The sequence below is a fragment of the Pseudomonas sp. KCJK9111 genome (assembly GCF_046231935.1).
GTDB classification, from domain to species: Bacteria; Pseudomonadota; Gammaproteobacteria; order Pseudomonadales; family Pseudomonadaceae; genus Aquipseudomonas; species Aquipseudomonas parafulva_B.
This window is the reverse complement of record NZ_JBJJMO010000096.1, coordinates 1-12,334: the sequence shown is the minus strand read 5'-3', so window position 1 is coordinate 12,334 and position 12,334 is coordinate 1. Positions and strand designations below refer to the sequence as shown.

Annotated in this window: 10 protein-coding genes and 2 tRNA genes; 5 read left to right on the top strand and 7 right to left on the bottom strand. The window is 61.9% G+C overall.

Features of this window, described 5'->3' with window-relative positions; genetic code table 11:
* Positions 1 to 376 precede the first annotated feature (376 nt).
* Positions 377 to 1,714 (bottom strand): MFS transporter, encoded by a 1,338-nt coding sequence (locus ACK59L_RS20610; protein WP_409275728.1) that lies wholly within the window; start codon positions 1,712 to 1,714, stop codon positions 377 to 379.
* 165 nt (positions 1,715 to 1,879) lie between these two features.
* A complete protein-coding gene (bkdR, locus tag ACK59L_RS20605; RefSeq protein ID WP_023533792.1) occupies positions 1,880 to 2,365 on the bottom strand; it encodes a Bkd operon transcriptional regulator BkdR in 486 nt (161 codons plus the stop codon).
* A gap of 198 nt (positions 2,366 to 2,563) precedes the next feature.
* Between bkdR and ACK59L_RS20600 the strand changes: the two genes are divergently transcribed.
* Genes ACK59L_RS20600 through lpdA form a run of 4 tightly spaced genes read left to right on the top strand, consistent with a single transcriptional unit; the run spans position 2,564 to position 7,510 of the window.
* A complete protein-coding gene (locus tag ACK59L_RS20600) occupies positions 2,564 to 3,796 on the top strand; it encodes a 3-methyl-2-oxobutanoate dehydrogenase (2-methylpropanoyl-transferring) subunit alpha (protein WP_058605562.1) in 1,233 nt (410 codons plus the stop codon).
* A 1-nt stretch (position 3,797) separates the two neighbouring features.
* Positions 3,798 to 4,856, top strand: a complete 1,059-nt coding sequence (locus ACK59L_RS20595; protein WP_392515589.1) for an alpha-ketoacid dehydrogenase subunit beta — start codon at positions 3,798 to 3,800, stop codon at positions 4,854 to 4,856.
* Positions 4,857 to 6,128: a dihydrolipoamide acetyltransferase family protein gene (locus tag ACK59L_RS20590; protein WP_409275725.1), complete on the top strand. Its 1,272-nt coding sequence runs from the start codon at positions 4,857 to 4,859 to the stop codon at positions 6,126 to 6,128. It abuts the gene before it with no gap.
* A gap of 2 nt (positions 6,129 to 6,130) precedes the next feature.
* Positions 6,131 to 7,510: a dihydrolipoyl dehydrogenase gene (gene lpdA / locus ACK59L_RS20585; RefSeq protein WP_409275723.1), complete on the top strand. Its 1,380-nt coding sequence runs from the start codon at positions 6,131 to 6,133 to the stop codon at positions 7,508 to 7,510.
* Between the two features lie 27 nt (positions 7,511 to 7,537).
* Here the strand turns inward: lpdA and ACK59L_RS20580 are convergent, their stop codons facing one another.
* The 3 genes from ACK59L_RS20580 to phnN all read right to left on the bottom strand — a co-directional run bounded on the left by ACK59L_RS20580 (position 7,538) and on the right by phnN (position 9,519).
* Positions 7,538 to 8,536 (bottom strand): diguanylate cyclase domain-containing protein, encoded by a 999-nt coding sequence (locus ACK59L_RS20580; protein WP_409275721.1) that lies wholly within the window; start codon positions 8,534 to 8,536, stop codon positions 7,538 to 7,540.
* A 202-nt stretch (positions 8,537 to 8,738) separates the two neighbouring features.
* Positions 8,739 to 8,815 (bottom strand) — tRNA-Arg (locus ACK59L_RS20575).
* A gap of 110 nt (positions 8,816 to 8,925) precedes the next feature.
* Positions 8,926 to 9,519 (bottom strand): phosphonate metabolism protein/1,5-bisphosphokinase (PRPP-forming) PhnN, encoded by a 594-nt coding sequence (gene phnN / locus ACK59L_RS20570; RefSeq protein WP_196135371.1) that lies wholly within the window; start codon positions 9,517 to 9,519, stop codon positions 8,926 to 8,928.
* Positions 9,520 to 9,862: 343 nt separating this feature from the next.
* Between phnN and ACK59L_RS20565 the strand changes: the two genes are divergently transcribed.
* Positions 9,863 to 10,189 carry an Arc family DNA-binding protein gene (locus tag ACK59L_RS20565; protein ID WP_027915923.1) on the top strand — a complete coding sequence of 109 codons (327 nt, stop codon included), beginning with the start codon at positions 9,863 to 9,865 and terminating at the stop codon, positions 10,187 to 10,189.
* A gap of 130 nt (positions 10,190 to 10,319) precedes the next feature.
* Here the strand turns inward: ACK59L_RS20565 and mgtE are convergent, their stop codons facing one another.
* On the bottom strand, positions 10,320 to 11,762 hold the full coding sequence (gene mgtE, locus ACK59L_RS20560; RefSeq protein WP_058605568.1) for a magnesium transporter: 1,443 nt from the start codon (positions 11,760 to 11,762) through the stop codon (positions 10,320 to 10,322).
* A 395-nt stretch (positions 11,763 to 12,157) separates the two neighbouring features.
* Positions 12,158 to 12,234, bottom strand: a tRNA-Arg gene (locus ACK59L_RS20555).
* Positions 12,235 to 12,334: the final 100 nt, after the last annotated feature.

The following is a 12,334-nucleotide window of genomic DNA, read 5'->3' as shown; positions in this document are numbered from 1 at the left end:
GGCCTGGGCTACCGCGCGCTTAGAAGCAAGAGCAAGACAGCTCATGTCTCTGACTTCGTGCTCAAGTTGCTGCCTAAACGTTCAAAATCACACATACCCCCGTCTTGATCCTCAAATCGCACTTGCGAGGTGAGGATCAAGACGGTATTTACCTTGGTCCTGTATTGGCTGAGATAGCGGACGCCTGGCCTTCGAACTAAACGGCCTAGCGCCGCCCCTGAAGGCTAGCCGATTTCCGGGTAGGAGCGGCCTCGTGCCGCGATGGGCCGCGCAGCGGCCCCAGCCGATAGGTTGGAACACAGAAATTACCGAGGCCGGAGTGCATCGTCTGGCACACGTAACGCTCCACGTGCTCCAAGGCGCGTTACGGTCACACTCAAGCCGGCTTGTCCCCCTGTACCTCCTCCTGCGGCAGCTCACCGTCTTTCTCGGCTTCCTCCGTGTCCTCGGCCGCCACCGGCGTCTGCATCACATCCTGCACGGTCTGCTCATCCACACGCGGGTCCAGCGCTGCCGACAGGGGCGAGCCGGCGGCGGGCATGGCGACGTGGCCCAGGGGGGCATCCTGGACCTGGTGCAAGCCGGTGACAGCTTTTGGACGGATACGCCAGACCAGTACCAGGGCAAAGAACACGAAGAAGGCGTACAACATCTGCACGCCCAGCACTTTCATCAGCACGCCAGCAGCCAGGGGCCCGATGCACGCCCCCACGCCGTAAGTCACCAACAGCATGGCAGTCAGCGAAACGCGGCGCTCGCTCTCCACGTGGTCGTTGGAAAAAGCCACGGCCAGCGGGTACAGGCTGAACTGCAACAGCGATACCACAAAGCCCATGGCGAACAGCAACTCCAGCGGCACGTCGGGCAGGATCGCCAACGGCGCGGCGGCCACGGCCAGCCCTACTGCGACACTGCGAATCAACACCGCCCGGTCGTAACGGTCAGACAACCAGCCCAGCGGCCACTGAACCACCAGCCCTGCAAAGATGCAGCAGCCCATGAACAGACCGATCTGCTCGGTGCTAAGGCCCTGACTGGCGGCATACAGCGGAGCAAGGCCGTAGAACGAGCCGACGATCAGCCCGGAACCCAGCACCGTACTGAGCGACTGCGGCACGCGCTTGATGAAGAACTTGGGCTCCATCGGTGCCGGACGCAGTGGCGCGGGGTGGATGCGGCGGGTCATGGCCACCGGCACCAGGCACAGGGCGAAGCACATCGCGACCAGCATCAGCAGCTCAAGCCCCAGTTCAGGGTGCACCACCAGTATCAGCTGACCCAACACCAGGCCCAGGTAGGACGCGATCATGTACCCGCTGAATACTGCGCCCCGGTACTTCACGTCCGCCTGCTCGTTGAGCCAGCTTTCGATGACCATGTACTGGCACATCATGCCCAGGCCTACGATCATCCGCAGCCCGACCCAGGCCGGCAGCCAGTTGGTCAGGCCGTGCCCGAGCACGGCGGCGCCGACGATACCGGCGCAGGTGGCATAGGCACGTATGTGCCCCACTCGGCCGATGAGCCGGTGGCCGACCTTGCCGCCCACGGCCAGGCCGAAGTAGTTGGCCGCCATCAAGGCACCGACCCACAGGCTATCGACGTTGTCGGCAGCCAGGCGCAGCGCCAGGTAGGTACTGAGCAGGCCCGAGCCGATCAGCATCATCAGTGCAGCGAAATACAACGACTGAAACGGCTTCCAGATAGTGCGCATAAATCCCTTCGGCTCCCGGGTTGAGCTGGCAGTTGTAGGTGCAGAATAAAGGCTAACGCCAAGCGTTGCAGGCCCCGTGCTGCAAAATCAAATGGTCCCTTGCCCATGGCCAGGTAAAAAATGGATCAGGCCAGGCCACAGGGCGTCGACGAGCTTGGACAGCAGTCATTCGCGCAAGGTCATCCCGTTTGCCGGCAATGGCAACGCCGTTTTGTAGCGCACCTGCTTGAGCGCGAAGCTGGAGCGAATGTTGGCAACGCCCGGCAGGCGGGTCAGGTAATCCAGAAACCGCTCCAGCGCCTGGATACTGGGCAGTAGCACACGCAGCAGGTAGTCCGGGTCACCGGTCATCAGGTAGCACTCCATGACCTCGGGCCGCTCGGCGATCTCTTCCTCGAAGCGGTGCAGTGCCTGCTCGATCTGTTTTTCCAGGCTCACATGGATGAATACGTTCACATCCAGCCCCAGCACCTCGGGCGACAACAGCGTGACCTGCTGGCGAATGACGCCCAGCTCTTCCATGGCCCGCACTCGGTTGAAACAAGGCGTAGGCGACAGGTTGACCGAACGTGCCAGTTCGGCGTTGGTGATGCGGGCGTTTTCCTGAAGACTGTTGAGAATGCCGATGTCAGTACGATCGAGTTTGCGCATGAGACAAAATCACCGATTTATTGTGTTTATGCGGAATGTTTATCTGGCCTGTTCGCCAAAGGCAATCAACTAGAGAGAAATATTCTGCGCCAGGGCAACTAACATGTAGCTAACGCTGACCTGCTGGTCACGAGCCGGCACTTAGCGGCGACCGCTTCAAAGCTCACAAAAACAAATACCCGAGCGAGCGTAAACAGCATGAACGAGTACGCCCCCCTGCGCCTGCATGTTCCCGAGCCTACCGGCCGGCCAGGCTGCCAGACCGATTTTTCCTACCTGCGCTTGAACGACGCAGGCCAGGTCCGTAAACCCCCCATCGACGTAGAAGCCGCCGACACCGCCGACTTGTCCGGTAGCCTGGTGCGCGTGCTGGATGAACAGGGCAATGCCCAGGGCCCCTGGGCCGAGGACATAGACCCGCAGATACTGCGCCAAGGCATGCGTGCCATGCTCAAGACCCGCATCTTCGACAGCCGCATGGTCGTCGCCCAGCGCCAGAAGAAGATGTCGTTCTACATGCAGAGCCTGGGCGAGGAAGCCATCGGCAGCGCCCAGGCCCTGGCGCTGAACCGCACCGACATGTGCTTCCCGACCTATCGCCAGCAAAGCATCCTGATCGCCCGTGACGTTTCGCTGGTGGACATGATCTGCCAACTGCTCTCCAACGAGCGCGACCCGCTCAAGGGTCGCCAGTTGCCGATCATGTATTCGGTACGCGAGGCGGGCTTTTTCACCATCAGCGGCAACCTGGCGACCCAGTTCGTGCAAGCGGTGGGCTGGGCCATGGCCTCGGCCATCAAGGGCGATACCAAGATCGCCTCGGCCTGGATCGGCGATGGTGCCACCGCTGAGTCGGACTTCCATACCGCCCTCACCTTCGCCCACGTCTACCGCGCCCCGGTCATCCTCAACGTGGTCAACAACCAGTGGGCGATTTCCACGTTCCAGGCCATCGCCGGCGGCGAGTCCACCACCTTCGCCGGCCGCGGCGTGGGCTGTGGCATCGCCTCGTTGCGCGTGGACGGCAACGATTTCGTGGCCGTCTACGCGGCCTCGCGCTGGGCAGCCGAACGCGCACGCCGCGGCCTTGGCCCCAGCCTGATCGAGTGGGTCACCTACCGTGCTGGCCCGCATTCCACGTCCGATGATCCGTCCAAGTACCGCCCTGCGGACGACTGGAGCCACTTCCCGCTGGGCGACCCGATCGCTCGCCTGAAGCAGCACCTGATCAAGATCGGCCATTGGTCCGAAGAAGAACACCAGGCCACCACGGCCGAATTCGAGGCTGCCGTGGTCGCCGCGCAGAAGGAAGCCGAGCAGTACGGCACCCTCGCCAACGGACACATTCCCAGTGCCGCTTCGATGTTCGAGGACGTGTACAAGGAAATGCCGGACCACCTGCGTCGCCAACGTCAGGAACTGGGGGTCTGAAATGAACGATCACAACAGCAGCATCAACCCGGAAACCGCCATGGCCACCACCACCATGACCATGATCCAGGCCCTGCGCTCGGCCATGGACATCATGCTCGAGCGCGACGACAACGTGGTCGTGTATGGTCAGGACGTCGGATACTTTGGCGGCGTCTTCCGCTGCACCGAAGGCCTGCAGAACAAGTACGGCAAATCACGGGTGTTCGATGCCCCGATCTCCGAAAGCGGCATCGTCGGCACGGCCGTGGGCATGGGTGCCTACGGCTTGCGGCCGGTGGTGGAGATTCAGTTCGCCGACTATTTCTACCCAGCCTCGGACCAGATCGTGTCGGAAATGGCGCGGCTGCGTTACCGCTCCGCTGGCGAATTCATCTCGCCGCTGACCCTGCGCATGCCCTGCGGCGGGGGCATTTACGGAGGCCAGACCCACAGCCAGAGCCCGGAAGCGATGTTCACCCAGGTGTGCGGGCTGCGCACGGTCATGCCGTCCAACCCCTATGACGCCAAAGGCCTGCTCATTGCCTCGATCGAATGCGATGACCCGGTCATCTTCCTTGAGCCCAAACGCCTGTACAACGGCCCCTTCGATGGCCACCACGACCGCCCCGTGACGCCATGGTCCAAGCATCCACAAAGCGCCGTACCCGACGGTTATTACACCGTGCCGCTAGACAAGGCAGTGGTGACCCGGCCCGGCAACGACGTCACGGTGCTCACCTATGGCACAACGGTTTATGTCGCCCAGGTCGCGGCCGAAGAGACGGGCGTCGATGCCGAGGTGATCGACCTGCGCAGCCTGTGGCCGCTTGACCTGGAAACCATCGTCGCGTCGGTGAAGAAGACCGGGCGCTGCGTGGTGGTGCATGAGGCCACGCGAACCTGCGGGTTCGGCGCCGAACTGGTCGCGCTGGTGCAGGAGCATTGCTTCCACCATCTGGAAGCGCCCATCGAGCGCGTCACGGGTTGGGACACCCCCTACCCCCATGCACAGGAATGGGCGTATTTCCCAGGGCCATCGCGGGTGGGTGCGGCATTGAAAAAGGTCATGGAGGTCTGAATGGGCACGCATGTCATCAAGATGCCGGACATTGGCGAAGGCATCGCGCAGGTCGAGTTGGTCGAGTGGTTCGTCAAGGTAGGTGACCTGATCGCCGAGGACCAGGTCGTGGCCGATGTCATGACCGACAAGGCGACGGTGGAGATCCCCTCCCCGGTCAGCGGCAAGGTCATGGCCCTGGGCGGCCAGCCTGGGGAAGTGATGTCGGTCGGCAGCGAGCTGATCCGCATAGAGGTCGAAGGTAACGGCAACCATGTGGATGCCCCGCAAGCCAAGGCGGCCGAAACACCGCCTGCCAGCCAAGCACCCAAGCAGGCAGTACAGGAACAACCCGTGCCGGCCACCTTGACGCCCCCGGCCAGCCGCCCGGCCGCACCGCTGGCTCCACGCCAGGCCAGCGATAAACCCCTCACCTCGCCCGCCGTACGCAAGCGCGCGCTGGATGCTGGCATTGAATTGCGTTACGTGCACGGGAGCGGCCCTGCCGGGCGCATCCTGCACGAAGACCTCGATGCCTTCCTCAGCCAGCCTCAACGCACCGGTGAGCAGGCGCCCAGCGGCTATGCCAAGCGCACCGACAGCGAGCAAGTCCCGGTAATCGGCCTGCGGCGCAAGATCGCCCAGCGCATGCAGGACGCCAAACGTCGCGTGGCCCATTTCAGCTATGTCGAAGAAATCGACGTCACCGCCCTCGAAGCGCTGCGCCAGCAGCTCAACAGCAAGCATGGCCAGGACCGCGGCAAGCTCACCCTATTGCCGTTCCTGGTCCGTGCACTGGTCGTGGCACTGCGTGACTTTCCGCAGATCAACGCCACGTACGACGACGAAGCACAGGTCATCACCCGCCACGGCGCGGTGCACGTCGGCATCGCCACCCAAGGGGACAACGGCCTGATGGTGCCAGTGCTGCGCCATGCCGAGGCGGGCAGCCTGTGGGCCAATGCAGCGGAAATTGCACGGGTGGCCAATGCCGCTCGCACCAACAAGGCCAGCCGCGAGGAGCTGTCGGGCTCAACCATCACCCTGACCAGCCTCGGCGCACTGGGCGGCATCGTCAGCACGCCGGTGGTCAACACCCCAGAAGTGGCCATCGTGGGGGTCAACCGCATGGTCGAGCGGCCTGTGGTCGTCGACGGCCAGATTGTGGTGCGCAAGATGATGAACCTGTCCAGCTCGTTCGATCACCGGGTAGTCGATGGCATGGACGCCGCACTGTTCATCCAGGCCGTGCGAAGCCTGCTGGAACAACCCGCCTGCCTGTTTGTGGAGTGAGCATGCAACCGATCATCGAAACTACGCTGCTGATCATCGGCGGCGGCCCCGGCGGCTACGTGGCCGCCATCCGCGCCGGCCAACTGGGCATCCCCACGATACTGGTCGAAGGGCAGGCGCTGGGCGGAACGTGCCTGAACATCGGCTGCATTCCGTCAAAGGCGCTGATTCATGTGGCCGAGCAGTTCCATCAGGCCACCCGGTTTGCCGAGGGCTCCCAACTGGGCATCCGCGTAGCCTCCGCCGAGCTGGACATCCGTCAGAGCGTCGCGTGGAAAGACGGTATCGTCGACCGACTGACCACCGGTGTGGCCGCCCTGCTGAAAAAGCACGGGGTCAAGGTCATCCAGGGCTGGGCGAAGCTGCTCGACGGCAAGCACGTGGAAGTCGACGGCCAGCGCATCCGCTGCGAACACCTGTTGCTGGCTACGGGTTCAAGCAGCGTCGAGCTGCCCATGCTGCCGCTGGGGGGCGCCGTCATTTCATCGACCGAGGCGCTGACGCCCGCTACGGTGCCGCGCCATCTGGTGGTGGTCGGTGGCGGGTACATCGGTTTGGAACTGGGCACTGCGTACCGCAAGCTAGGTGCGCAGGTGAGTGTGGTGGAGGCCCGCGAGCGGGTGTTGCCCACCTACGACGCCGAGCTCACCGCCCCCGTGGTCGAGTCGCTGAAAAAGCTGGGCATCGCCGTTTACCTTGATCACAAGGTGGAAGGCTATGAACAAGGTACCCTGATGGCCCGGAACAGCGAAGGCTCGCCCCTGCGCCTTGACGCCGATAGGGTGCTGGTAGCGGCCGGCAGGCGCCCGCGCACCCAGGGCTTGAACCTCGAATGCCTGGACCTGCGCATGAATGGGGCGGCGATTGCCATCGACGCGCAGTGCCAGACCAGCATGCGCAACGTGTGGGCCATTGGTGACGTGACGGGCGAGCCCATGCTGGCGCACCGGGCGATGGCCCAGGGCGAGATGGTCGCCGAACGCATCGCGGGCAAGTCACGTCGCTTCGAGCCGGCCGCCATCGCCGCGGTGTGCTTCACCGACCCGGAAGTGGTCGTCGCTGGCCTGACCCCTGATCAGGCGGTGGCGCAAGGGCTGGACTGCATCGTGGCGCAATTTCCCTTTGCCGCCAACGGGCGGGCCATGAGCCTGGAGTCCAAGACGGGGTTTGTACGGGTGGTGGCACGCCGCGACAACCACCTCGTGCTGGGTTGGCAAGCGGTGGGCGTGGCCGTCTCTGAACTGTCCACCGCATTTGCCCAATCGCTGGAAATGGGCGCGCGGCTGGAAGATGTGGCGGGCACGATTCATGCCCATCCGACCCTGGGCGAGGCGGTGCAGGAGGCCGCCCTGCGCGCGCTGGGCCACGCACTGCACATTTGACCCCTGGCGCGGCCTGGGGTCGTCAGGTCACTGGGCGACGGCGTTCTTGCCTGCGCCCTTGGCCCGGTAAAGCGCCTGGTCGGCGCGCGCCAGCAGGCTGTGGGTGTCATCGCCTTCGCGCCACTGCACTACGCCGTAGCTCAACGTCAATCGACACTCGCCAATGGGCTCCAACTGCGCCACTACCTGGCGCAGTTGTTCGGCGCAGGCGCAGGCTTGCTCCAGGCTCGTCTGGGGCAGGACCAGGACAAATTCATCACCTCCCCAACGGGCCAGCAAGTCACTTGTGCGCTGGCGCGATCGCAATGTCTCGGCCACACGAATCAAAGCGGCGTCGCCCTGCGCATGCCCGTATTGGTCGTTGATCGGCTTGAAATCATCCATGTCCATGGCGATGACCGACAGTGGCTGCCGAAAGCGCTTGGCCCGCTCGCACTCCTGCTTCAGCACGCTCTCCAGCCGATAGCGGTTGGCGATACGCGTCAGGGAATCCCGCTCGGCAAGCTCGCGGTTCTCGTCCAGCTGGCGCTGGAGCTGTTCGTTTACCCAGGACAATTCGCGCGTGCGCTCGGCGACCAGGCATTCCAGCGATTGGTTACGCCGCTCAAGCTGCGCCAGTTGGCGCTTGCCGCTGTCGATGTTGCGATGGGCACCCAGCATGCGTGCCACCGAGCCATCGGGGTTGCGTGCGATCACGTACCCACTGTCCTCGACCCACAGGTAGGTGCCGTCGGCGCAGCGGCACCGGTACTCGACCAGGTAACGCTCGTTGCGCTGGTGGACATAGGCATCGAAGTGGGCCATGACACGCTGGAAATCGTCGGGGTGGATCAACCGCTCCCAGGTCAGTACCGAGTTTTCCTGGGAGTGAGGCGTATAGCCGAGCATGAGGTACCAGCCGGGGTTGCGATAGACATAACCCGTATTGGCATCCCAATCCCAGATACCGTCGCTGATCAGGTCAAACAGCGTATGCAGCTGCTCTTGGGTAAAACCCGTGGGCACGGGGGTGACGTGCTGGTTCATGCAAACTCCTGGATAACCAGCAACTGCGCCCAAAATCCAAGGGCTGCTGAGGTGATGAAAGACGGCGCGCGCCTTGTGAGGTTGACCGTTGACGGGACCAAGCATAGGGGTACGGACGTAGGGCTGAAATACGTCTTAAGGCGTAGATTTGTAACGGGCGATGAGCGAAGGAGAAGGGAGTGCTGGAGGCACTGGGGAGAAATGGCGTCCCAGGCAGGAATTGAACCTGCAACCTTCCCCTTAGGAGGGGGATGCTCTATCCAATTGAGCTACTGAGACACGGCAACTGGCAGCAGGCGCTGCTCAGCGGGACGGCGTGCATGTTAACCAGCGTGCGGCCGTTTGTCATGTGTTGGAGTGCCATTTGAGCGTAAACCTTTTCCGAAGCCCTAGTGCGCCTGGATAACGCCCTCTTCTCGCAACACTGCCAGCAAGGCCTCGACTGCCGAGGACAGCGTAGTCGAGTTGTCCACCGTTCGGGCGCCATCATCGGCCGTATCGCTCAGGCTGACATGCCGAGCCAGACGCTGGTCGATCTCGTTTTGGGTCTCCCGCCCGCGGGCCTGCAGGCGCCGACGCAGGATATCGAGACTGACGTCCACACGGATGGCCAGCAAATCAGGGTAGCGGGTACGGGCCTGCGCCAAGTGGCCGCGCGAGCCGTTTACCAGCACCGACCTGCCCTGCTCCAGCCACTCATCTACCTGCCGGGGGATACCGTATTGCAAACCATTGGCCTGCCAATGCATGGCGAATGCGCCTTGCTGCTTCATACGTTCGAACTGCTCGACACTGACACCTACCGCTGCCTCCCCCGTGGCTTCAGGCGAGCGCGTGATGACCCGACGGGCTATTTCGACATGCGCGGCCGCCAGCTGCGGGCGGGCCGCATCGATCAATGAATCTTTGCCCGCGCCAGAGGGTCCGATCAACAGAATCAGCCTGCCTTTTAACGGCGAAGCGCAGCTTGCATCATGGTGCATTGCCACTATGCTCTCTGATTAAGAACCTGTGCGTTTGACGCTACTTTCGGCGCAGGTTTCAGGTTTTTTGCAGGATTAGCGGGGATACGTCTGACGTGAGGCCATGACTGGACGTGTGAAAATTTTAACCAGTGCTCATTTCAGACAATTGGTACTGGCATAAAGCCTTTATGCAGATCACTATTTGTCACAGAATTGACGCCAAGGAAACGGCAGCATTGAGGCAAGATGAGCGTCCACCTGCACAACCGGTTGAACATTTTGGCGATAAGGCGGTCGTATTTCCACCCCGCGCGGCCAATTTGAGAACCGCCTCCCCTGAACCAAAATCTGGTCAATTTATATGCGCCCAATGAAACAGGCTATTTATTCGAGCCGCACTGCTGACAAGTTCGTCGTTCGCCTGCCAGACGGGATGCGTGAGCGCATCGCCGAGGTAGCACGCAACCACCACCGCAGCATGAACTCGGAGATCATTGCACGCCTGGAACAGAGCCTTATCCAGGAAGGTGCCCTGGGTGAGGAATTGAGCATGCGCCTGGACAGCCCTGAACTGTCATTGCACGAACGCGAGCTGCTGCAGCGCTTCCGCCAGCTGTCCCATCGTCAGCAGAATGCGCTGGTTGCCCTGATTGCCCATGACGTGGAAATGGCTGCGGACGCTTCCTGAAGCAAACCATTGCTGCCATCCACAAAAAAGCCAGCTGATGCTGGCTTTTTTGTTTTGAAGTGGCGACCTCTTCGCTGCCTTTATCATCCAGACAAACCGGGCGTCACGCACGACGTAACGCCTCGAGTCGTTAGAGCAAGAACACGGTGGCGAGCCCCAGGAAGATGAAGAAACCGCCGCTGTCGGTAACTGCGGTGATCATCACGCTCGACCCCATTGCCGGGTCGCGCCCCAGGCGCGTCAGGGTCATCGGTATCAGCACGCCCATCAGGGCCGCGAGCAGCAGGTTCAAGGTCATCGCGGCCGTCATTACCAAGCCAAGCGACCAACTGCCATAAAGCCAGAAGGCCACCGCGCCGATGACGCCACCCCAGATCAACCCATTGATCAAGGACACCGCCAGCTCCTTGCGCATCAGGCGCGAGGTATTGCCTGGGGACACCTGGTCAAGGGCCATGGCGCGCACGATCATGGTGATGGTCTGGTTGCCGGAGTTGCCACCGATGCCCGCCACGATCGGCATGAGCGCGGCCAGGGCAACCAGCTTTTCGATGGACCCTTCGAACAAGCCGATGACCCGGGATGCGACGAAAGCGGTAATCAGGTTTACGGCCAGCCATGCCCAACGGTTGCGCAGCGACCGCCAGACCGACGCGAAGATGTCTTCTTCTTCGCGCAGACCCGCCATGTTCAACACTTCGGTCTCACTCTCTTCGCGAATCAGGTCGACCATTTCGTCGATGGTCAGACGCCCGATGAGCCGATCGCTCTTGTCCACGACTGGTGCCGATACCAGGTCGTAGCGCTCGAAGGCCTGGGCTGCGTCGTAGGCGTCTTCGTCGGGATGGAAGGACACGGGATCGGTGGCCATGACGTCGGCCACTTGCTTGTCCGGGTCGTTGACCAGCAGGCGCTTGATCGGCAACACACCCTTGAGAATGCCATCGTGATCGACCACGAACAGCTTGTCGGTGTGGTTGGGCAATTCCTTGAGACGGCGCAGGTAACGCAATACCACTTCCAGGCTGACGTCTTCACGGATGGTCACCATCTCGAAGTCCATCAGCGCGCCGACTTGTTCCTCGTCATAGCTCAGCGCGGAGCGTACGCGCTCGCGTTGCTGAGCATCGAGGGTCTCCATCAGCTCATGAACCACGTCCCGTGGCAACTCAGGCGCCAGGTCGGCCAGTTCGTCGGCGTCCATTTCCTTGGCAGCGGCCAGCAGCTCGTGATCGTCCATGTCGGCGATCAGGGACTGGCGCACGGCGTCTGACACTTCAAGCAGAATGTCGCCGTCACGATCCGAGCGCACCAGCTGCCAGACCGTCAAGCGGTCTTCGAGGGGCAAAGCTTCGAGGATGTAAGCGATATCGGCGGGGTGCAGATCATCGAGCTTGCGTTGCAACTCGACAAGATTCTGCCGGTGGACGAGGTTTTCTACCAAGTCGTTGTGTGCACCTTCCTGGCGGTGCGTGACATCTTCAACCAGGCGCTGGCGCTGAAGCAGGTCGACGACCTGGGACAGACGATCCTGGAGGCTTTCTTGCGCTTTCTTTACTTCTACTTCCGTCATAGGCGAACTCCACTCCCAGCCGCGGAGCACGCCGGGGGAATCAATCGATTAGATCTATCTGTACGAAACGGTTTGGGGAGTAACTACTGGGTAAGTCCATGGTGGTGATCCACAAGCCCCGGCGGGGCTGACGGGCGCAATCATACACTGCTCAAGCTGACAGATCGCTTAAATTTTTGGCTATAACAATCGTTTGCGCGTCATTGCTCTGACAACGCATGAAACCATCGGTGCAATAGTATTGGGCGCGGTTGCGCGTGCGCCCTGCCAAGCGCTTGGCGGGCAGGCACAGAGCCCTAGAGCCCGTACAGAGGGCATGGCTGAATAAACGATTGAATGCGCAAAGCTGAGAAAAACAGAAAGCCCGCTCAGTGAGCGGGCTTTCTGTTTGGGTATGGCGGACTCAGCAGGATTCGAACCTGCGACCGCTCGGTTCGTAGCCGAGTACTCTATCCAGCTGAGCTATGAGTCCGTTTGGTAGTTTTAGACCAGATTACCACTGGTTTTTGAAGCAGCCTTGATAACAAAACCACTTCGAAAGTGGCGGACTCAGCAGGATTCGAACCTGCGAC